Annotated in this window: 21 protein-coding genes; 11 read left to right on the top strand and 10 right to left on the bottom strand. The window is 32.4% G+C overall.

Going from position 1 to position 21,387, the window contains the following annotated elements; all coding sequences use genetic code 11:
- Positions 1 to 592: 592 nt before the first annotated feature.
- Positions 593 to 1,285: a M15 family metallopeptidase gene (locus FH144_RS11685; protein ID WP_242316018.1), complete on the bottom strand. Its 693-nt coding sequence runs from the start codon at positions 1,283 to 1,285 to the stop codon at positions 593 to 595.
- Positions 1,286 to 1,713: 428 nt separating this feature from the next.
- Between FH144_RS11685 and FH144_RS11680 the strand changes: the two genes are divergently transcribed.
- From FH144_RS11680 to arcC, 6 genes are all read left to right on the top strand, one after another.
- Complete coding sequence (locus tag FH144_RS11680) at positions 1,714 to 2,178, top strand: arginine repressor (RefSeq protein WP_242316016.1); 465 nt, start codon at positions 1,714 to 1,716, stop codon at positions 2,176 to 2,178.
- Between the two features lie 254 nt (positions 2,179 to 2,432).
- Positions 2,433 to 3,668: an arginine deiminase gene (gene arcA / locus FH144_RS11675; protein WP_242316013.1), complete on the top strand. Its 1,236-nt coding sequence runs from the start codon at positions 2,433 to 2,435 to the stop codon at positions 3,666 to 3,668.
- A gap of 90 nt (positions 3,669 to 3,758) precedes the next feature.
- On the top strand, positions 3,759 to 5,180 hold the full coding sequence (arcD, locus tag FH144_RS11670; protein WP_242316011.1) for an arginine-ornithine antiporter: 1,422 nt from the start codon (positions 3,759 to 3,761) through the stop codon (positions 5,178 to 5,180).
- 39 nt (positions 5,181 to 5,219) lie between these two features.
- A complete protein-coding gene (locus FH144_RS11665) occupies positions 5,220 to 5,909 on the top strand; it encodes a Crp/Fnr family transcriptional regulator (RefSeq protein ID WP_242316009.1) in 690 nt (229 codons plus the stop codon).
- A 31-nt stretch (positions 5,910 to 5,940) separates the two neighbouring features.
- Positions 5,941 to 6,939: an ornithine carbamoyltransferase gene (argF, locus tag FH144_RS11660; RefSeq protein ID WP_242316008.1), complete on the top strand. Its 999-nt coding sequence runs from the start codon at positions 5,941 to 5,943 to the stop codon at positions 6,937 to 6,939.
- Positions 6,940 to 6,957: 18 nt separating this feature from the next.
- A complete protein-coding gene (arcC, locus tag FH144_RS11655) occupies positions 6,958 to 7,887 on the top strand; it encodes a carbamate kinase (protein ID WP_242316006.1) in 930 nt (309 codons plus the stop codon).
- A gap of 166 nt (positions 7,888 to 8,053) precedes the next feature.
- Here arcC and FH144_RS11650 read toward each other — a convergent pair whose 3' ends face one another.
- The gene (locus tag FH144_RS11650) at positions 8,054 to 9,034 is read right to left on the bottom strand and encodes a tRNA dihydrouridine synthase (RefSeq protein WP_242316004.1); all 981 of its coding nucleotides are present in this window, start codon (positions 9,032 to 9,034) and stop codon (positions 8,054 to 8,056) included.
- A 218-nt stretch (positions 9,035 to 9,252) separates the two neighbouring features.
- Between FH144_RS11650 and FH144_RS11645 the strand changes: the two genes are divergently transcribed.
- Positions 9,253 to 9,465: a hypothetical protein gene (locus tag FH144_RS11645; RefSeq protein ID WP_242316002.1), complete on the top strand. Its 213-nt coding sequence runs from the start codon at positions 9,253 to 9,255 to the stop codon at positions 9,463 to 9,465.
- Positions 9,466 to 9,579: 114 nt separating this feature from the next.
- Here the strand turns inward: FH144_RS11645 and FH144_RS11640 are convergent, their stop codons facing one another.
- Entirely contained in the window at positions 9,580 to 10,986 is a 1,407-nt protein-coding gene (locus tag FH144_RS11640; protein WP_242316000.1) for a glycosyltransferase family 2 protein, read from the bottom strand.
- Positions 10,987 to 11,651: 665 nt separating this feature from the next.
- Between FH144_RS11640 and FH144_RS11635 the strand changes: the two genes are divergently transcribed.
- Positions 11,652 to 13,022 carry a CitMHS family transporter gene (locus FH144_RS11635; protein ID WP_242315999.1) on the top strand — a complete coding sequence of 457 codons (1,371 nt, stop codon included), beginning with the start codon at positions 11,652 to 11,654 and terminating at the stop codon, positions 13,020 to 13,022.
- Between the two features lie 101 nt (positions 13,023 to 13,123).
- Here the strand turns inward: FH144_RS11635 and FH144_RS11630 are convergent, their stop codons facing one another.
- The gene (locus FH144_RS11630) at positions 13,124 to 14,086 is read right to left on the bottom strand and encodes a zinc ribbon domain-containing protein (RefSeq protein WP_242315997.1); all 963 of its coding nucleotides are present in this window, start codon (positions 14,084 to 14,086) and stop codon (positions 13,124 to 13,126) included.
- 217 nt (positions 14,087 to 14,303) lie between these two features.
- Here FH144_RS11630 and FH144_RS11625 point away from each other — a divergent pair, with 217 nt between their 5' ends.
- A complete protein-coding gene (locus tag FH144_RS11625; RefSeq protein WP_242315995.1) occupies positions 14,304 to 14,618 on the top strand; it encodes a hypothetical protein in 315 nt (104 codons plus the stop codon).
- Between the two features lie 91 nt (positions 14,619 to 14,709).
- A complete protein-coding gene (locus FH144_RS11620) occupies positions 14,710 to 14,868 on the top strand; it encodes a hypothetical protein (protein WP_242315993.1) in 159 nt (52 codons plus the stop codon).
- A gap of 88 nt (positions 14,869 to 14,956) precedes the next feature.
- Here the strand turns inward: FH144_RS11620 and FH144_RS11615 are convergent, their stop codons facing one another.
- The 4 genes from FH144_RS11615 to FH144_RS11600 all read right to left on the bottom strand — a co-directional run bounded on the left by FH144_RS11615 (position 14,957) and on the right by FH144_RS11600 (position 19,447).
- Positions 14,957 to 16,849 (bottom strand): glycosyltransferase, encoded by a 1,893-nt coding sequence (locus tag FH144_RS11615; protein ID WP_242315991.1) that lies wholly within the window; start codon positions 16,847 to 16,849, stop codon positions 14,957 to 14,959.
- 16 nt (positions 16,850 to 16,865) lie between these two features.
- The gene (locus FH144_RS11610) at positions 16,866 to 17,933 is read right to left on the bottom strand and encodes an acyltransferase family protein (protein WP_242315989.1); all 1,068 of its coding nucleotides are present in this window, start codon (positions 17,931 to 17,933) and stop codon (positions 16,866 to 16,868) included.
- Between the two features lie 320 nt (positions 17,934 to 18,253).
- Positions 18,254 to 18,820, bottom strand: a complete 567-nt coding sequence (locus FH144_RS11605; protein ID WP_242315987.1) for a hypothetical protein — start codon at positions 18,818 to 18,820, stop codon at positions 18,254 to 18,256.
- An 18-nt stretch (positions 18,821 to 18,838) separates the two neighbouring features.
- On the bottom strand, positions 18,839 to 19,447 hold the full coding sequence (locus tag FH144_RS11600; RefSeq protein WP_242315986.1) for a hypothetical protein: 609 nt from the start codon (positions 19,445 to 19,447) through the stop codon (positions 18,839 to 18,841).
- A 237-nt stretch (positions 19,448 to 19,684) separates the two neighbouring features.
- On the opposite strand from FH144_RS11600, the gene FH144_RS11595 reads away from it, so the two are divergent.
- Positions 19,685 to 19,981 (top strand): TfoX/Sxy family protein, encoded by a 297-nt coding sequence (locus FH144_RS11595; protein ID WP_242315984.1) that lies wholly within the window; start codon positions 19,685 to 19,687, stop codon positions 19,979 to 19,981.
- Positions 19,982 to 20,144: 163 nt separating this feature from the next.
- Here FH144_RS11595 and FH144_RS11590 read toward each other — a convergent pair whose 3' ends face one another.
- Together FH144_RS11590 and FH144_RS11585 are read right to left on the bottom strand one after the other, a co-directional pair.
- The gene (locus FH144_RS11590; protein ID WP_242315982.1) at positions 20,145 to 20,768 is read right to left on the bottom strand and encodes a hypothetical protein; all 624 of its coding nucleotides are present in this window, start codon (positions 20,766 to 20,768) and stop codon (positions 20,145 to 20,147) included.
- Between the two features lie 60 nt (positions 20,769 to 20,828).
- Entirely contained in the window at positions 20,829 to 21,347 is a 519-nt protein-coding gene (locus FH144_RS11585) for a hypothetical protein (RefSeq protein ID WP_242315980.1), read from the bottom strand.
- Between the last annotated feature and the right edge of the window lie 40 nt (positions 21,348 to 21,387).

Below are 21,387 nucleotides of genomic sequence, written 5' to 3'. Positions count from 1 at the left end.
ATATTAAGTGCTATAGATAACCATAAAACTAATTATTATGAAGAATTTTATATTAAAATTTTAGATGAGGATAATAAAAAGATAGATTTAGATAATAAAAATTATAATTTAAAGAAGCACCTAGATAAAAAAGATGTGAAAATTATAATAATGCCTAAAAATTAAATTAAGAAGTTGCTATATTAATAATAATAGAGAATTTTAGTTTAATTAAGTAGTACCAATATTATATGTACTTACTAGAGAGTTTTTAGTTTAATCTTTAGTTACTATTAGCCGGTAGAAAAATTGGTTGAAAATAAATTTTATGAGGCTATAGAATAAAATAGTTGCAATTTAAGTAATTATTGATTTAATAAATAGAACGAAATCTAAATTGAATCAAAAAATCGCAAATTCAATAAAATGAAATACTAACTATAGAAAGTCGTTCATCGATAAATAAATGAAAAAGAAAAGGTAAATTCAAATAATTATATGATAGTGAAAATGTAGAAATACTAGTTAAGTTTAAATCGACTGTAAAAGAGAAATTATCTTTTTTTCTTTTATCGTTACAACCACCCAGTGTATGGGTGGTTTTTTGTGTTGCTTATTTCAATCCTACATATTCTTCTAGTGCTTTATCGGAGTTGTACACTTTTGTTGCTGTATCTTTTCCTAAATAGCGTAGATGCCATGGTTCGTATTGATATCCTGTAATGTTTTCTTTGCCTTTAGGGTAGCGTACGATAAATCCATATTTATGCGCATTTTTCGCAATCCATTGTCCTTCTTCGGTTTCGCCAAAACTTTCATAAAGGTTTTTGTCTGAATTTACGCCACCAACATCATATGTAAGTCCTGTTTGATGTTCAGAATAGCCTGGACGCGCGCTATACTTATCTGCTGCTTCTTTGCCATCTCGCTCAACGTAATTATTATACAATTGAACTTGCGTAGGGTAACTTCTAAACCCACTAATTTTGTATAAATTGATACCGTCTTTTTGTGCATCACTAAATAATTGTTGTAATGCTTCTTGTGCTTTAGGATCTTCGCCAGGATTATAACTAGAAGGTAGGCTAATTTCTTTATTTACGATTAAAATACCGTCTATGTATGTACGACCGTCTTTAACGACTTTTTTATGTTTCTGTTGATTATCATCACTATTTTTTGAATGATTACTATCTGTCGTTTTGTTTTCATTTTTAGTATTATCCCCGTCGTCACTGCTGTTCTCATGGGAACAGGCTGAAAGTAATAATGCACTTGTTATTAATATTGCGGAAAATCTTTTCATGTCAATACCCCTATATTTTTTGAATATAAAAAATAAAATTACATATAGAGTTTAACATAGTTTGAAATTGAATTATATAGGACTTCTATAAAGGGCAATTGTTAAGTAAACCTTAGAACAAGCAATCAATAAAAATACATAAATAGAGCATCCTTATAAAGCGAAGGGTGCTCTAAATTTTTCTTTTAAACCTCTAATATATGTTAAGTATGTTACTACATCATAGTTAAATTTAATATAAAATAAACTCTGTTTAGTGAAAAATGACATTAATTTTAGATTACCTACCGAGTAGAAAACTTCATAGGTAATCTTATTTATATTTGTCTCAAGTATTCCATCATAATTAAGAATTTAAAATATAAAAAATGCATATAAATTTTCCTATTGAAAATAACCCTTAATTTTAAAGAAAAGGAGCTTAAGAAGTGAAAAAGGAAAAACGTCTAGACCTACTATTATCAATCATCAAACAGAATAATTTCAGCAAAAAACAAGAAATAGTAGACTATTTGGTCGAACATTTTGATGTTTATTGTAGTTTAACAACCATATCTCGCGATTTAGATAAATTAGAAGTTTATAAAATTCCCATTAGCAATAATAAATACTTTTATAAACAAATAAGCCAAAGTAAGCAAATAAAGGCTAGAAGAAAGTTAAAAACTTATAGCGAAGAAATTCATAACATCATAATTAAAGATAGTTACATATTAGTAAAAACATCGCCTGGCTTTGCGCAAAGTATAAATTATTATATTGATCAGCTAAAAATGAAAGAAATACTAGGCACAATTGGTGGTAATGACACCATTATGATACTAACTACGTCAAATGAGAGAGCGAAATATATTTGTTATCAACTATTTAACGCTAGTAAAAATGAGGGTTGACTAAATCGAAATGATTACTAATACAAAAAAAGTGTATAAGAAACTTTTTGTAGAAAAAAACTAAGTAATAAAAAGATTAATTTACATATAATATACATATTTTTATGGAAATAGTGAATATTTAACCAATTTTATGTATTGAATAAATCTGAATGAGTGAAAAAACTACCATATGACTTGTGAAATAATTCACATAAGCAAACTTGGAAGCGCTTTATACTAATAGTGAAATAAAGCAAAGGAGGAAGTTGAATATGGTACAACAACCCATTCAAGTAAACAGTGAAATTGGAAGATTGAAGACAGTGCTATTAAAAAGACCAGGTAAAGAATTAGAAAATTTAGTGCCTGATCATTTAAGTGGTTTACTATTCGATGATATTCCTTATCTAAAAGTTGCTCAAGAAGAGCATGACAAATTTGCTCAAACTTTGAGAGACGAAGGAATCGAGGTTGTATATTTAGAAAAACTTGCTGCAGAAGCTATCTCTGAAGCAGAAGTACGTGAACAATTTATCGATGACATTCTTGTCGAATCCAAAAAAACAGTACTCGGTCATGAAGAAGAAATTAAAGACTTCTTCTCCAGTTTAACAGATCAAGAGCTTGTCGATAAAGTGATGGCCGGTGTGCGTAAAGAAGAAATCAAACTAGAAACAACACATTTAGTCGAGTATATGGATGACCGTTATCCATTCTATCTCGACCCAATGCCTAACCTTTACTTTACACGTGACCCTCAAGCCTCTGTCGGTAGAGGGATGACAATTAACCGTATGTACTGGAGAGCCCGTCGAAGAGAATCAATTTTTATCACATATATTTTGAAACATCATCCACGTTTTAAAGATAAAGACGTACCTGTGTGGTTAGATCGTGATTCAAGCTTCAACATTGAAGGTGGAGATGAATTAGTCCTTTCTAAAGAAACACTAGCAATTGGTATTTCTGAACGTACGTCAGCTCAAGCAATCGAACGTTTAGCTCGCAACATTTTTGAAGATGAAAAATCTACGTTCAAAAAAGTGGTAGCAATTGAAATTCCAAATAGTCGTACATTTATGCATCTAGATACTGTGTTTACAATGATTGATTACGACAAATTTACAGTTCATTCAGCCATCTTTAAAGAAGAAAACAATATGAACATCTTCACAATCGAGTATGACGATGCAAAAGATGACATTAAAATCACACACTCAAGCAAATTACGCGAAACACTTGCGGAAGTATTAGGCGTAGAAAAAGTTGAATTTATTCCAACAGGTAACGGCGACGTCATTGATGGTGCGCGTGAACAATGGAATGACGGTTCAAATACATTATGTATTCGCCCAGGAGTTGTTGTAACTTACGACCGTAACTACGTATCTAACCAACTGCTACGTGATAAAGGCATTAAAGTCATTGAAATCACAGGTAGTGAGCTTGTTCGTGGACGTGGGGGCCCAAGATGTATGAGTCAACCACTGTTCAGAGAAGATATTTAATAAAAATACTGATAGGGGTAAAAGTCAAACTTAACTTAATTATTACTTCTAATGAAACGACTTTTACCGCCACTTTTAGGGGAATTTAATATGGATGAAAATAAATTAGGTAAAACTTCCTTAATTGGTCTAGTCATAGGTTCAATGATTGGTGGCGTAGCATTCAATATTATTTCGGATATGGGTGGTCAAGCTGGTGGATTAGCCATTATTATCGGTTGGATTATTACTGCTATTGGAATGATTTCTCTAGCCTTTGTATTCCAAAACTTAACTAATGAACAGCCTGAGCTTGAAGGTGGCATTTATAGTTATGCACAAAAAGGATTTGGCGACTTTGTTGGATTCTCAAGTGCTTGGGGATATTGGTTTGCAGCCTTTCTTGAAAACGTAGCTTACGCGACATTATTAATGTCATCAGTTGGGAACTTTTTCCCAATATTTAAAGGCGGTAATACACTTCCAAGTATTATTGTAGCTTCTATCTTACTATGGGGCGTACACTTCTTAATTCTTAGAGGTGTAGAAACTGCAGCGTTTATTAATAGTATTGTGACTGTTGCTAAATTGATACCTATATTTTTAGTCATTATTTGTATGGTAGTAGTATTCAATTTTGATACTTTTATGTCTGGCTTCTACGGTATGACAAGTGGTGACGCAGGTGTCTTTAGTTGGGGAGATACAATGTCACAAGTTAAGAGCACCATGTTAGTAACTGTATGGGTCTTCACTGGTATTGAAGGTGCCGTTGTCTTCTCAGGTCGTGCGAAGACGAAGAAAGACGTTGGAACCGCTACAGTTATCGGGTTAGTCTCAGTGCTAATTATCTATTTCTTAATGACAGTGTTAGCACAAGGTGTGATCCAACAAAATGAAATTTCTAAACTTGCAAGTCCGTCAATGGCACAGGTATTAGAACACATTGTAGGTCATTGGGGTTCAGTACTAGTAAATATTGGTTTAATCATTTCAGTATTAGGTGCTTGGATTGGATGGACATTACTTGCTGGTGAATTACCATTCATCGTAGCAAAAGATGGTCTCTTCCCTAAATGGTTCGCTAAGGAAAATAAAAACAAAGCACCCATCAATGCGTTGTTAATTACCAATATTTTAGTACAAATATTTTTAGTAAGTATGTTATTTACAGATAGCGCATATCAATTTGCATTTTTACTTGCATCAAGTGCCATTTTAATTCCATATACACTTAGTGCATTTTATCAAGTTAAATATACAATTCAGCATAAGCAGAGAGCGACGCCTAAACAGTGGACGATAGGTATTATCGCTTCGATCTATACCATTTGGTTAGTATATGCAGCTGGAATCGATTACTTATTATTAACGATGTTGTTATATATCCCAGGTTTATTCGTATATAGCTATGTAAAACGTGATAATAAGAAACGTCTAACTAAAGTAGATTACCTTCTGTTTGTCATCATTATTGTACTTGCAATCATAGGAATTGTTCGTTTGATTTCAGGTGATATTTCAGTATTTTAAAGTACTGGTTAATGTAAATATTTCGAGGAGTAAATTGTTATGTATAGAGAAAGAGGTAGTATTCAATACTCAGACAAAAAGTTTACCGATAGCTTTGAACAATTAGCAACGTATTTAAATATTCCTGCAAGTATTATTAAACCTTACAAAGATGATTGTGCGTTATTTCAGTATAAAAGAAGACAAGTAATATATTATTCATCTAATCAAACTAAATTTGTATATTTTCTTGTAAATGGATGTGTTTCACATGAAATATCTAATGAAAATGGTAATACGTATTTAAGATTAGCCAGAGAACATTCACTCTTTCCAATGAATCATTTATTTAGTGAAACTACACCAACTTATGAAATGTGTACTGCTCTAACAGATTGCACAGTAATTACGTTACCTAAAGACTTACTAGAATATTTATGTAAAAACCATGCAGAAATCTTTGAAAGTCTCTTTATAAAACTTAATGAGACGATACAGTACCAAGCAGAATATAGTATGGCGCTAACTGCTAATTTAGCCAAAGAACGAATCGAAGAAATATTAAAACTTTTATGTCATACCATTGGCGAAGATAATGAAGAATTTTATGAAATAAAACAAGTTATGACGATTCAATTACTAAGTCATTTGTCAGGTCTGTCTAGGAAAACAACCGGACAAGTGATTAATGAATTAAAAGAAGACAATATGATATTCCAAGATGACAAAGATTGGATTATCAAAAAATAAAAAATTGTATTAATAAAAGGAGATATTAACTATGCAAAACTTAAGAAATAGAGACTTTTTAACATTATTAGATTTCACTCAAAAAGAGGTAGAGTTCTTACTCAATTTATCTGAAGATCTTAAACGTGCGAAATATGCTGGCATTGAACAGCCAAAACTTAAAGGTAAAAACATTGCTTTAATTTTTGAAAAAGACTCTACACGTACTCGTTGTGCATTTGAAACTGCAGCTTATGACCAAGGCGCTCGCGTAACATATCTTGGACCAACAGGTAGCCAAATGGGTAAAAAAGAATCTGCTAAAGATACAGCTCGCGTATTAGGTGGCATGTATGACGGTATTGAATACCGTGGTTTCTCACAACGTATAGTTGAAGATTTAGCTAAATATTCAGGCGTACCTGTATGGAATGGCTTAACTGACGAAGATCACCCTACTCAAGTACTTGCAGACTTTTTAACAGCAAAAGAAGTATTGAAAAAACCTTACCACGAAATCAATTTCACATATGTTGGTGACGGACGTAACAACGTAGCGAACGCATTAATGCAAGGCGCTGCAATTATGGGAATGACATTCCATCTTGTATGTCCTAAAGAATTAAACCCAACTGATGACTTATTAAATCGTTGTAAAGAAATCGCAGCTAAAAATGGTGGCGAAATCTTAGTAACAGATAACATCGATGAAGGTGTGAAAGGTTCAGATGTAATTTACACAGACGTTTGGGTATCAATGGGTGAGCCTGATGAAGTTTGGGAAAAACGTATCAAATTATTAGAACCATACCGTGTAACAAAAGAAATGATGGAAAAAACTGGTAACCCACATGCGATTTTCGAGCACTGCTTACCATCATTCCATGACACTGAAACTACAATCGGTAAACAAATTCAAGACAAATATGGCTTAACAGAAATGGAAGTTTCTAACGAAGTATTTGAAAGTGAACAATCTGTTGTCTTCCAAGAAGCTGAAAACAGAGCACATACAATTAAAGCTGTAATGGTTGCAACTTTAGGAGAATAGAGAGAAGGAGGACCTAAAATGTCTAAAATCGTCGTAGCTTTAGGTGGTAACGCCTTAGGTCAATCACCTGAAGAACAATTAGAACTATTAAAAGGGACAGCAAAATCGTTAGTAAGCTTAATCAATAAAGGATATGAAGTTGTAATTAGTCATGGTAACGGGCCACAAGTCGGAAGTATCAACTTAGGTTTAAACTATGCTGCTGAAAATAAACAAGGTCCGCCATTCCCATTCCCTGAATGTGGTGCCATGAGCCAAGCTTATATCGGATATCAAATGCAAGAAAGTTTATTGAATGAACTTCATTCAATGAGTATCAATAAACAAGTTGTAACGCTTGTGACACAAGTTGAAGTTGATAAAGATGACCAAGCATTCAACAATCCAACGAAACCAATCGGCTTATTCTATAATAAGGAACAAGCAGATAAGACGATTCAAGAAAAAGGTTACCAATTTGTAGAAGACTCAGGACGTGGTTATCGTCGTGTCGTACCATCTCCACAACCAATGAATATTGTTGAATTAGAAAGCATCGAAACACTTATCAAACATGGAACGCTCGTTATCGCAGCTGGCGGTGGCGGCATCCCAGTCATTAAAGAACAAGGTAACTACAAAGGTGTAGATGCCGTTATTGATAAAGATAAAACAAGTGCATTATTAGCGGCTCACTTACAATCTGATCAATTGATTATTTTAACAGCCGTAGACCATGTTTATATTAACTTTGGAAAAGATAATCAAGAAGGTCTAGGCGAAGTGACAGTTGATGAAATCAAACAACATATTGCTGACGGTCAATTTGCGAAAGGTAGTATGCTTCCTAAAGTTGAAGCGGCCCTCCAATTCCTTGAACAAAGTGACAACGGTAGCGTGTTAATTACATCTCTAGAAGGCTTAGGAGATGCGCTAGACGGTAAAATTGGCACATTGATTAAAAATTAAACTAAACTAAAACCATTAATTGCTATAGGCAAAAGCGTCTTAGAATGATTCTAGACGCTTTTGTTGTTTTATGTATGTGAAAATGTGTTATAAAATTGAAAACATTAGATATGATGAGACCCCTTGTTAACAAGTATAGTTAGCAAGGGGTCTTGTGAGATAATTATTAAGATTCTAAATCGTCGTCAGTTTGAGCTTCAAATTCATCGAGTAATGCGCGTGCTTCGTCAATTGATTCCGTACTCATCAATTGATGGCGTAATTCGCTCGCACCTCTAATACCACGTATGTAGATTTTAAAGAATCTGCGTAGACTTTTGAATTGTCGTGTTTCATCTGTAGAGTATTTATTAAACAATGATAGATGTAATCTTAACAAGTCTAATAATTCTTTACTTGTATGTTCGCGTGGTTCTTTTTCAAAAGCAAAAGGATTGTGGAAGATACCTCTACCAATCATGACACCATCGATGCCATATTTATTGGCAAGTTCAAGACCTGTTTGTCTGTCAGGGATATCGCCGTTAATAGTTAACAATGTGTCTGGCGCAATTTCGTCGCGTAAATTTTTAATAGCTTCAATTAATTCCCAGTGAGCATCTACTTTACTCATTTCTTTGCGTGTACGAAGATGGATAGATAAGTTCGCGATGTCTTGTTCGAAGACGTGTTTTAACCAATCTTTCCACTCGTCTATTTCATAATAACCGAGGCGAGTTTTAACACTGACTGGTAATCCGCCTGCTTTAGTAGCTTGAATAATTTCGGCTGCTCTTTCAGGTCGTAGAATCAGTCCAGACCCTTTACCTTTGCCGGCAACGTTAGCTACAGGACAACCCATATTCAAATCAATGCCTTTAAAGCCCATTTCTGCTAAACCGATACTCATCTCTCTGAAATGATCTGGCTTGTCACCCCATATATGAGCGACCATAGGCTGTTCATCTTCACTAAATGTTAAGCGTCCACGCACACTGTGAATGCCTTCAGGATGGCAAAAACTCTCAGTATTTGTAAATTCAGTGAAAAACACATCAGGTCTAGCTGCTTCACTAACCACATGACGAAAAACGATATCTGTAACGTCTTCCATAGGTGCCAAAATAAAAAATGGACGTGGCAATTCACTCCAAAAATTTTCTTTCATAATATATTTAAACCTTCTTCTTTATTAGTATCACGAATTTTTATGCATAATGATATTACCACAAAGGAAGCACTTAGACAAAAGGAATTTGACTAGTTAGAGTTTTGAAAAGAGGGATGTCTACCAGGAGTCTAAAATATGAATTATAACGTCAAATAGTATGGAAATACTACTATTAAAGATATAAAATATGTGAGTGAAGTAGGGGGGGATTGTGTATGGCAATAAGTTTTGAAGAACAACTTGAAATGAAAAGACAAGCTCGTAAAAAGCCTAGACCCGAATCTTTAGCTGAAAAGTGGCGACGTGAAGAAGAAATGAATAGAAAACTAGGGCTATACAAGAAGACTCAAAACCTTCCAAATCCTGAGTGTATAGCTCGAAAAGTATCAGATGAAGAGTTAAATCGAATACTAACTAGAAGAGAATAAAAAATTATAGATTTTAACTTGAGAGATGTGTCAGGTAAGTCTAAAAATCAATTTCAGAATGAAAATTAAGGTTTGTTTCCACAATACGCGGAGACAAACCTTTTAATATAGCTATTATTTTTTAATATAACCTAGGTTACCGTTGACTGTTTCGTAAAAGTCGAACTGCATTCCTGATTTAATTACGGAGCCGTTTAAATGTTTATCGAGTACGGTTAAGGCTAATTTTCCTTTTGGAAGTTTATTTGTGTTGAATCGAACTGTGTATTCTCCAGATTTGAGGAAAGTTTTATTCAACTCTATAACTTTATAGTCTGTTGGATCTTTTCTACTTTTCATTTCAAGATACTTTAAATCTGAGTTTTTGGAGAAGATTTTTAAGTAGATATTTCCATTTTTTTCGAATATCTTTTCTAACGTTACATGCATTCTTTTTTTATATTTATTTCCTTTATATACGTAATAATAAATATCATTTGAGACATATAGTGGTTTATCGTCTTTCTTCAAATAGAAGTTAACGAAGTTTATGATTTCCTCTTTATTGCCACTTTTAATAAGTTCTATAGCTTGTTTATTTAAATCGTCATCTGCGTAATCTAATGAATTGAAATCATTATCAATCATGTTGAAAATATCTTGGAATACTGGTAGCAATGTGTCAATTTGTTTAATAAAGCGCTTCTTATAAAATTTCGCTTCTAAAATATCTTTGTTTATAATTCTGTATAATAAATTTTCAATAATTCTATTCTTCTTGTATTTATTCATCAAGTGTTTATAGGCTTCATTTTGCCATTTCATACGATTGAGTGTAGTAGATGTTTCTGATTTTACTAAAGACACATTTTCTTCATAACGATTAGCACAATAAACAACATCTTGTGTAGTACTGATATGTTTAGTATTGAAGAAAACTTCGGCGAAAAATTGTAAATCTTCTCCATATATCATTTCTGGGAAATAGATTTTATTTTTCTTGATGATGCTCGATTTTATCATTCTACCTGCAAGCGCTAGGTGATAAAATGATTTTCTGAAATTCTTTAAATCAGTCTTTTTATATGGAACTTTAGATAAAGCAACGCCACTACGTGCAACGCGGTCGTTATATACATACTTTGTAAGACCAGTAGCATAGTCAGTTTTATTAGTTTTTAAAAGTGTATATAATTTTTCTAAGGCATCTGTAGGTAACCAATCATCACCATCCACAAACATAATGTATTTGCCTTTGCTTAGATCAATGGATAAGTTACGTGGCTTTGCTGGTGTGCCTGAATTCTCATCTAATTGGACAAATTGGTAATTGGCAAAACTTTCAATTTTTCTAGATACCACGTCGAACGTGTTGTCTGTTGAACAATCGTCAACAACGATGATTTCAAAATCCTTCTTATTCATCGTTTGGTTTAATATGCTGTCTAATGTATTTTCAATAAATTTTTCTTTGTTGTAGGTACTGATTAATACACTTACTTTAATCTTGTTAGTTAACTCTTTCATTTTTATAACCTTCACATTCTTAACCCCTTTATTATTTATAAATCTGTACTCTTTTCCCTGCTTTTTATAATATAAATAAAAATTTATTATATGTAAATACAACATTTTGTAATTTATGTGTTTGTTGTATGATTTGCATATTTGGAAATACAGTACTTTTTGAAAAATGAAGTAAGTATGTAGAGCTTCTGTAAAATAATGTGTTTAATTAGACCTTAATCAATCTACAATATGATAATAAAAATCTAACTTAAAATTAATTGTCCAAACTTAAAACTCGTGGTAATATAAAAGTAACAAAATACACCTAGTCTTGACTGTTAATCACTAACTAGGTGTAAAACTTAGTAAACATATTCAATGAGCTGATACACTCGCATATGTTATTTACTTATAGCTTATTTCATAGGCGCTCTCGTATGGTGGTACGGGAGCTATTTTTTTAACTTAATTAGTCCTTAAAACCTTCTTAAAACTACGCTACCTTTAGTTAACCTTCGCTTATTAATTTAATTTTCCAAACTATAACAATCATATAAATCATACATATCTTAATATATAAATTTATGATAAAATATTTTTAAAGCGCTTACATTTGCAAAAGTTAAAACGTTATGCAATAAAGATGTTGAATTCTAATTATTAATGATTGTTAGATCATTTGAAGGGGGAAGTTAATCATGCAAGGGGACAGTATGTGGTTAACGATAGTCGGGTTGGCGATTATTATTACGATTGTGGGGTTATTAATCGCTAAGAAAATTAGTCCAGTAGTGGGTATGACGCTTATTCCGTGTATTGGGGCATTAATTTTAGGATATAGCGTCGCGGATTTAGTAACGTTCTTCGATAAAGGGTTATCACAGGTAATGAATGTGGTCATCATGTTCATTTTCGCAATTATCTTCTTTGGCATTATGAATGACAGTGGCTTATTTAAACCACTTGTGAAGCGATTATTACTTATGACACGAGGTAATGTGGTAATTGTATGTATTATGACCGCATTACTCGGTACTATTGCACAACTTGATGGGGCAGGAGCAGTAACATTTTTACTTTGTATTCCTGCATTATTACCATTGTATCAAGCACTAAATATGAGCCGTTACTTACTTATTTTACTACTAGCGTTAAGTGCAGCGGTCATGAATATGGTGCCTTGGGGCGGTCCAATGGCTCGAGTGGCGACAGTGTTAAAGGCGGAAAGCGTTAATGAATTATGGTATGGTATCATACCGGTTCAAATTATCGGTTTCTTCTTAGTCATGTTGTTATCTGTTTATTTTGGTTTTAGGGAAAAGAAACGCATTAAAAAGAAAATTGAACGAGGAGAACTTGAAGAAACACAAGATATAGACATACATAAACTCGTTAAGCACTATGAACAAGACCAAGCAATCAAGTTTCCAGTAAGAGGACGCGCAAGAGAACATGGATCAATTAAATGGATTAATGCGGCATTAACGCTCTTAGTCATGGTAGTCATGTTATCTAATATAGCGCCACCTGAATTCGCGTTCATGATCGGCGTCTCAATCGCCTTAGTTATTAACTATAAGAGTGTAGATGAACAAATGGATCGTTTAAAAGCACACGCACCTAACGCTTTAATGATGGCCGTGGTCATTGTAGGAGCCGGTATGTTCCTAGGCATATTAGATGAAACAGGTATGCTTAAAGCCATTTCTACAAGTTTCATCCATATCATTCCACAACCAGTGGGACCATATATCCATATCATCGTAGGTATCTTCGGCGTACCACTTGATTTATTAACAAGTACAGATGCGTATTACTTCGCACTATTACCAATTGTAAAAGAAACAGCGGCACAGTTCGGCGTTTCTCAAGTATCTACAGCCTATTCAATGGTTATTGGTAATATTATTGGTACCTTCGTCAGTCCATTTGCGCCAGCAGTATGGCTTGCACTTGGCTTAGCTAAAGCGAACATGGGCACATATATTAAATACGCCTTCTTCTGGGTATGGGGCTTTGCGATAGTGTTATTACTTATTGCGATGTTAATAGGTACTGTCGCCTTTTAATACGCCGGACGTGTAAGGTCAGTCTAAAACTTATTTTTGAGATGAAAAAAAGGTTTGTTTCCGTAAAATTTGGAAACAAACCTTTTATTATGTAATTCTATTTACTCATTAGGATTTTCTTCGCTAATTTTTCCAGTATCTTCATCAATATATATTGCACTATGCGCATGAGTTGCTGCACCTTGGCCATAATTGACACGGTATACACCTTTCCATTTATCAACAGAATGGTACCAATAATCATCACCATAAAGGTCATCTAAATAGTGTTTACCAATTTTTTCTGCTTCAGCTTCAGAAGTTACTTTTTTACCACTACTGCTATCATCAGAACTAGAAGAATTAAGGTCGTCTCTTTCTATCGCATCAACATTTTCAATCCCAGAAACATTGCCATTACCGTCACTATAGACTTCTATTGTAAAGGCGTTGTCTGTATTATCATCGTATACAATCGTGCCATTATCAGCTTCTATAGTTGGCTTACCATGTTGATTAATAAATTGTTGAATACTGATAGTATCGTTAGGAACTACGAAGTAACGATTTACTGTGTTATTGTCGTAATGAACTGCGAGGTTACCATGTTTTTCAGCTGAAACACCATCTATAGTTACGTTACCATCTGATGCACCTAGTTGATTATCCACGTCCTCTCTAGTCATTCCAATACTTGCGCTTTCATAACCTTGACGATTATCTGCGTTCATAAAACTAGAGTTGAAATTAGTCGTTAGTATATCGATTGAAGGAGCGAGGTTAGAGCTTTTGTCGTTCTCTCCATTTGAAGATGAGCTACTTTGTGAACTATTATTACTATCATTAAAACTATTAATTTTATCTTCTAAAAATAACTTATAAGCACCAAATAGTAATCCTGCGATTAATGATAAAAAGATAAGTATAGCGATAATAATCAAAATTATTTTTCCAACGCCACTAGAACGAGATTCTGTAGAATGAGAATTTGAATCATAATTATTATAGTCTACCCTTTGACCACATCTATCACAAAATCTTTGATTATCCTCTAACGGCTTTCCACAGTTATTACAGTATTTCAAACAATCTCCCCCATCTAAATCCTTTATTTTTAAAAATGTAATTAAAACACAAAACTTAAACTAAGACTTTAATATGTGAAACAATATATTAAGTATACCAAAACTTAAAAATAAATATATATGTAGTATAATGTTACATAAAGAAAACTGCGTAAGTTAAAAAGGTTAAATACAATTTTATGTGTTTTGAGATAAATATGAATAGAGGAGAAGAAGAATGAAAAATAATGAAGAAAATGTTATTTATTCAGTATATGGAGCTATGAAAATATTTAGAGCACAAGCAATCCCTGGTACCTTATATTTATTGAAAGACTATATTTATTTTGAAGCTAATGGAATTTTAAAAGATTCTGAGATAAAGAATACCTTTTATTACAAAGATTTAAAAAACATAAAATTCGGCGTTTCAATTAGCCCATTTAGAATTGTTATGACAGAACAAAATGGCGAAAACTGGATATTTGATCAAGTACCAAGAAAAGAAGGGGAAAAATTTGTCGAATTATACAATGAAATAAAAGAGAGATAGAAGTTAAGTATAGATATTAAATTTTATACTAGAGTTCGTAATATTGTACCAAAACACTTATGGTATAATATTACTGTTAGGGGGCGATAATATGATTAATCTGAATTCCAAAATTAATAAACAAATCGCCAATAATCTTGCCCTTGAAGGTATGTATTTAACTAAAGAACAACAAAAACAAATTCTTGAAGCTATAAATAATAAAAAAGAAATTACAAATGAATTAATTCGTGAAATTGCATTTAAATGAGAAAATACATAATATCTAAATTCAATTTTTTGCCACCAAAAAAGGTCAACGATAGTATTCTGTCGTTGACCTTTTACTTTATACTTCACTACTTCACTACTTCTACAAAATCTTTGTTTGCGGTGAGGTAAAAGCCGTCTTCGGTTACTAGGCGGGGTGTTGAGCTTGAAGTGTAAATGATTGTTTGAATGTTAAATATTTCTCCAACTTCTAAGGTTTTGAGGCTATTGTCTTTGAAGTTTCGTGAATCGTACAGTTTACATTTTTTCAATATTTTAACTTGCTCAGGGGCTTCTGTAATATAATTTTCAGGTTTTTTAGTGTCAATCGGCGCAACGAAATCTTTATTAGCTGTGACGATATTGCCGTCTTTTAACACAATTCTTGGTGTGCCATTCAATGAGTATTGCACCTCTGTTGGTTCTACTTTAGTACCAGGCACGAGGTTAGTAATCGATTCTCTGAACTCAAGATCTTTGTATAATTTAACTTTCTTAAGGGTCATTAAAGGACCGCTAATTTTTAAAAAGTATTTATCTTCAGGGTTCACTGGTGCCGTTTCAGTTTTCTCTTTATCTTTATAAATAAATTCAACTTTGAAACTTTGGCGTTTCATTTTATAAATATCATTATTACTTGGATATGAGGCATAAACTAATGAATGTTCTGTTTCACCAGCTTCGACTGAAAGATTAATGTCTACGTCTTTTAACTGTTCGAACTGGCTATGATGAATATAAATGCGACCATTCTCATACTCAAATTCTAATTTACGTGTATTAGACGCATTATTAATTTCTTGTAATTTGATGGTTCTAATATTCAAATCTTGAGGTTTCATAACCTTCACAACTTCGTATTTTTCGCCCTCAATTAACTGTGTTCCTTCATAAATTGGATAACAACGTACAGGAATTAAATCTATCACGTCATATTTATTGAAATAATCCATGTAAATTACATCATTTTGAATCACGTAACTCCAATTTTTATTGATAACGTCGTTAATAAAATTAACTAACTGTTGCTTATCTTCACGTTGATAGAGCTTATATATCGCAATAAATACTTCGTTTTTTAATAGATCTATAACTTGGTAGCCATGTTCATTCAATAGCTGTTCCAATTTATCAAATAATGTATAAAATTCTTCTCTATTAAGTGACTTTAAGAACGTTTTAGTACGCAACAGTCTACTAATAAAATCGACTTCGACCACTCTAGATAAAGCCATCTTTTTCAATGTAGAAGTTATATCCATCTCGCAAATTCTCTTCGCTACTTCTAAGTTGATATAACCTTTATCTATCACAGACGTTTGTTTAACGAGTGAGACATTTTCATCAAAACGATTCACGTGATAAACCGGTAGTGTCGTCATAGTAATATCGTTAACTTTTGAAATGAGTTCAGTAAAGAATAATTTGTCCTCACCATATTTCATATGTTCGAACTGAATATGATTATCTAGTACTAAATCGCGTTTAAATACTTTTCCTGGGGGACCCACCGCTCTGAAAATCTTCTCAATATCTTCAGGTTTCAAGTGAGATTCATCTTTATATGCCGTAAATCTCGCATGATAAGCAATATTCTTTCCAGTATGTTTAAAACTTTGTCCCAAACCAAAATCTGCATCATCGTCGTTAACTTTTTGAATAAATTGAGGGAAGCCTTCCACATCTAGCCAATCATCTGCATCTAGCAACGTGATGTACTTACCTTGGGCTTCTTCAATACCGACGTTTCTTGGCGTAGAAGGGCTCCCAGTATTGGTTGGCAGCTTCACAAGCTTTATAAATTCATAATCTTTCGCATATTGTTCAATCATTTCCACCGATTTATCTGTCGAACAATCATCGACAAATATGGCTTCAATTTGTGATTTATCAATATTCATATTAATTAAGGATTCAATACATTCTTTTAAGAAAAGTTCTTTATTATAAACTGAGATGATAACTGAAACTAACTTATTCATAGGTGTTGTCCCCCTTTTAATCCACTAAATTGTTTTTATAACTTTGATAAAACGTTTCATATTTAACTTTTCCAATACCACCTACTACGTATTTCCCGTATTTACTTAAATTAAATATATATGCGATACATACTGAAAATGTCACAGTTAACGTAAATGTAAAGATGATATTTAATAGTGGATGATCATGTAATGCACCTAGTCTATGGACGAAAAAGTAATGAATTAAATATATCGAGAATGAATAATTACTAATGAAAATGAAAAACCTTGGCACGTATTTAACATAGGATGACACTAAGAAGAATAACAAGATAATCATGGTGACATAAATAGGTGTATCCACGCGTTTAGAATCAACTAATGTTAAAAATCCGGATAAATAGTTTATCGATGTAATCAAAATTACGGCGAATGTACCTATTAAAATATGTAAGGTATAACGTTGGATGTTTGCCATAAGTTTCTCGTAGTGATAGCCCATATAAAATCCTAAGAAGAAATAACTCAACCATCCAATAAAAATCATCCAGCCTTCTCGTTCCCATAACCAATGGAACAGGGGCGAATCAGGGGCATCTATAAATGTTCTCATTCCCCAGAATAAAGTCGTAATGATGAGTGAATAGATGATAATTTTCAAAGGGTTGAAACGTACTAAATATTTAGCAAACAACATATGTAAAGCATAAAACTGAATAATAATGATAATAAAATATGTCAACGTTCCACCATGAAACATCATAAACTCAACCGACTCAAGATAATCCGCAAAGCTATGAGGATGCCCATATACATAAGCCAATCCTAAATTGATAATCACGTAAGGAATACCAAGGGTAAGAATCTTTTGTTTTACAAAGCCTTCTTTCACTTTGGTTTTATACTGTTTCGCCAGTAAAAATTCCGAAATAAACACAAACATTGGGGTCGCATATAATATCAATAATTGTACTAGCCTTAATAAATAACCCTCATTAGGCATATCAAACTTATAAAATGTAGTTGTTATCGTATGAATCATTACCACGCTTAAACAAGCGATCGCCCTCATCCAAAATATAATCGAGGTGTAAACACGCATAAACAAACTCCTTTCTAAATTGATTTTTTTAACTATGTCTAATAATAACAACCGTAATAATTATACAATAAATATTAATTATAAATAATAAATTGTTTTTCTATTAAAGTGTAAATTCTAAAAACAATTCTGTAAAAAATTTTTGTAAAATTTATATAAGTAGAGGCGTGTGGAAAGACTGAGAATGGGTGGGAAAGTCAGTTAAAGAGAGAGAAATTAGTGGTGGTGAAAGGGGAGAATTTAGTGTTTATGAAAGGAGGTAACTCAATATATACAAAAAAGCAGAGTACGAAATTTACTTCATACCCTGCTTTACTAGGTTAAGGTAATGTAACTTTTTGTTCATCAATTTTCTCATTCATAGGACCATTCCAAATATTTACCGTTCCGTCTTGTTCAACGATAAAGTTATATGCTCCTCTTCCTGATTTATTATTTGCAGCTATTTGCCATATACCATCACCCTGCTCAGAGTACTTAGGCTGTTGAAATTTGATTAAGGAAGCATCGCCCCCATCTGTTTGGTTAACCGCAGCTATTACATAATCAAATACATTATCTCTATTAACTTTTAGATTAGAAAATTCTTGTTTATTAGCAATTCTAGTAGAGCCACCTTTGTGAACCTTGACCCATTCACTACCGTCATTTGATTCTTGTTTTTGTGGAGTTTCTTGAGACGTCGGGTTGTCTTGTGAAGGAGACTCATTTTCCGTGTCTGTACTTGCTTGTGCATTACTATTATTATCATTATTTTCTTTTTGTTGCGCTTGTAATTTATCTTTTCTTAATTCAACTTCTTGATATTTAGTATATCCGAAGAAACCAACTGCTACTAATATGCCTAAAATGGCAATTATCGTGATAGTACTTAATAATTTACTCATTGTAATTCCTTTCAGTGTTTAATATGTTCCACCTTGACCATGTTCTCTTGCTTCTACTTGTCCTCTTAAGAAATTAATATATTCCTTAGAGTCTGTGGCTTTGCTATCAACTGCGGCAGCCTCATCGCTACTCATACCTTCTTTGTAAGCATTTAGAAATTCATCATCACTCATATGCTTAGCATCTTCAGCTGTATATTTAGGTTGAGTTGCTTCTTCAGTATTGTTGGCGACTTGTGAATTTTCTTCTTTAGATGGACTATTCTGTTGAGTATTAGATCCAGCTTCTGTGCTTATATTATTTTGTTCTGAGCTGTTTACATTAGTGTTTGTTGAAGTGGATGCAGTTTGTTGTTGGCTATTGTCATTAGTAGTATTTTGTTGTTCAGTAGCTACACTGGTATCTTCTTTAGGTTGTTCTGTTGATGAACCATTGTCGTCATTATTATATTTTTTAGAAGATTCTTTTTCTTTATTACTTTTCTCGTGTTTATCTTTCTTTTCATCTAATTTGGCTTCTGTTTTTTTAAGCTCTAAATCTTTATAACTTCCATAAGCGAATAGCATGGCTACGCCTAATATAGCAACTAATAAAAAAACCCCTAAACTTGCTAAAATCTTTTTCAAATTCCTAACCCCATTCTTTTATTATGATAATAATATATTAATATATTTTGTAAGGCTTTTGTAGTTATTTTATAAATAATAAAATTTTATTTTTTGTAATTGAAAAGGTTGTATAATTGAAACAAGTCAACGGCTAATAAGGAATTTAAAGTGTAAGGGTAAAGTCCTATAGACATTTAAACATTAAGATAATAAAAATTGGTATGTACTAATTTAAGAGTACGATAAGGAGAAATTATGGCGACAGAAAAAGAAATGAATGAGTTACTTTTGGAAAATGTAGATAAAGATAAAGTGAGAACTAGAAAAATGATTGGTGAATATATTATCTATTATGAGAATGTAGTTATAGGTGGGCTATATGACGACAGATTATTAGTCAAAACTACAAAAACTGCACTTGAAGAATTACATAGAAATCCACTCGTATCACCATATCCTAATGCGAAGGAAATGATCTTAATAGCAGATTTCACACAACATGAGAATTTAACTGATTTGTTTAAAACGATTAAAGAAGAGTTGAAAAAATAGAGTATGAGTTTTCAATCACACTCTACTTTCATTAAGTTTAAGGTTATATTACTCTTTTATTCATTGAATTTATCATTCTTAAAACCATTACTAACATCCTATATTAATTATTGAAATAGTTGTAAGTATCATTAGAATTTGTTACACATTATTAACTTTTTAATTATTCATTATCTTGTTCAGCTTTTATTGCATCTATATTTCTTTGTTGTTGATCTAAGTCCATATCAACATCACCATTAGGGCTGCCATTAATAGTTTCCGCCATACCGTCTCCGTTATCATCAGTAAAATCATGTACTTCAATTTCTGGTAACGGATTACCATTGCCATCTACTTGAGTAGAATCTTCCTTAGATGTGGGTCCACCACCTGTTTGAGACATTACTTCTCGTTCATATTTTGCTTCTTCTTCTGGAGATTTAAATTCGCCAACATAATCAATTCCATTTTTAGTTTTTTTAATGACTTCCCCGTCTTCTGTAGTTCTTAATTCATTAGTATTAGTTTTTTCAATCGTGGCAGGTTCTTCACTATTTATTGTATTATCTGTCTGTATTTCGTTTGGTGTGGAAGAAGTATTACTTATTTGCTCGTTCTCTTTAGCTTTATGATTGCTAGTAGATTTTTTCTTTTCACTCACATTATTTTTATATTTCTTCTCGGCTAATTTAGCTTCTGCTTTTTTAAGCTCTAAATCTTTATAACTTCCATAAGCAAATAGGATAGCTACGCCTAATATAGCAACTAATAAAATAACTCCTAAACTTGCTAAAATCTTTTTCAAATTCATAACCCCAATCTATATATTGTTAAATTCTCTTGGCAAATGTTTATTATCATTAATCTAGTACTTTACGTAACCTTCAGGCATATTAATTACATCTGGATCAGTTTTAAGTTGATTCCTAATATAATCAGAGTATTCATGTCCTCTTTGATATTCAAATCTACCCTCAGTAATTTTTTTATCATCTTTATTCATATTTTGAGTATAGTAATTCATTACTTCATCATCTGTCATACTATCGATATCAGGATTTTCTGACACATTATTAGTGACATTTTCTGACTCAGTGGTTTGTTGAATGGAATTTTCAGCGTTATTTTCTATAGAAGAATTTGAATTGTTTTGTGCTATTTCATTGGAATTATTGTTTTCTTGATTTGTATTATCTTGGTTTGTGTTATTAGAAGTATTATCGTTATTATCTTTTTTTGATGTGTTGTGATTTGTCTTTTTACTATTAGCTAGTATGTTATCTTGACTTAAAATGTCTTTAGCTAAGTGAACTCCAAATAATACTACGACTACAAGAACCACTGATAATATTGCAATTAAAAGTATTTGAATCGTCTTTTTCATATTTATAAACCTTCTTTACATGTAATATTAATAATTTAGC

It is taken from the genome of Staphylococcus sp. acrmy (assembly GCF_022690565.1).
Taxonomy (GTDB): domain Bacteria; phylum Bacillota; class Bacilli; order Staphylococcales; family Staphylococcaceae; genus Staphylococcus; species Staphylococcus caledonicus.
Note: the sequence above shows the minus strand (reverse complement) of the source record. Positions and strands in the feature narration are given on the sequence as shown.

Excerpts from the sequence above, each read along its gene's own strand:
- FH144_RS11685 (WP_242316018.1), bottom strand. The coding sequence starts at position 1,285 with ATGAAAAGATTTTCCGCAATATTAATAACAAGTGCATTATTACTTTCA.
- arcA (WP_242316013.1), top strand. The coding sequence starts at position 2,433 with ATGGTACAACAACCCATTCAAGTAAACAGTGAAATTGGAAGATTGAAG.
- arcD (WP_242316011.1), top strand. The coding sequence starts at position 3,759 with ATGGATGAAAATAAATTAGGTAAAACTTCCTTAATTGGTCTAGTCATA.
- FH144_RS11665 (WP_242316009.1), top strand. The coding sequence starts at position 5,220 with ATGTATAGAGAAAGAGGTAGTATTCAATACTCAGACAAAAAGTTTACC.
- argF (WP_242316008.1), top strand. The coding sequence starts at position 5,941 with ATGCAAAACTTAAGAAATAGAGACTTTTTAACATTATTAGATTTCACT.
- arcC (WP_242316006.1), top strand. The coding sequence starts at position 6,958 with ATGTCTAAAATCGTCGTAGCTTTAGGTGGTAACGCCTTAGGTCAATCA.
- FH144_RS11650 (WP_242316004.1), bottom strand. The coding sequence starts at position 9,034 with ATGAAAGAAAATTTTTGGAGTGAATTGCCACGTCCATTTTTTATTTTG.
- FH144_RS11645 (WP_242316002.1), top strand. The coding sequence starts at position 9,253 with ATGGCAATAAGTTTTGAAGAACAACTTGAAATGAAAAGACAAGCTCGT.
- FH144_RS11635 (WP_242315999.1), top strand. The coding sequence starts at position 11,652 with ATGCAAGGGGACAGTATGTGGTTAACGATAGTCGGGTTGGCGATTATT.
- FH144_RS11625 (WP_242315995.1), top strand. The coding sequence starts at position 14,304 with ATGAAAAATAATGAAGAAAATGTTATTTATTCAGTATATGGAGCTATG.
- FH144_RS11620 (WP_242315993.1), top strand. The coding sequence starts at position 14,710 with ATGATTAATCTGAATTCCAAAATTAATAAACAAATCGCCAATAATCTT.
- FH144_RS11615 (WP_242315991.1), bottom strand. The coding sequence starts at position 16,849 with ATGAATAAGTTAGTTTCAGTTATCATCTCAGTTTATAATAAAGAACTT.
- FH144_RS11610 (WP_242315989.1), bottom strand. The coding sequence starts at position 17,933 with ATGCGTGTTTACACCTCGATTATATTTTGGATGAGGGCGATCGCTTGT.
- FH144_RS11605 (WP_242315987.1), bottom strand. The coding sequence starts at position 18,820 with ATGAGTAAATTATTAAGTACTATCACGATAATTGCCATTTTAGGCATA.
- FH144_RS11595 (WP_242315984.1), top strand. The coding sequence starts at position 19,685 with ATGGCGACAGAAAAAGAAATGAATGAGTTACTTTTGGAAAATGTAGAT.
- FH144_RS11585 (WP_242315980.1), bottom strand. The coding sequence starts at position 21,347 with ATGAAAAAGACGATTCAAATACTTTTAATTGCAATATTATCAGTGGTT.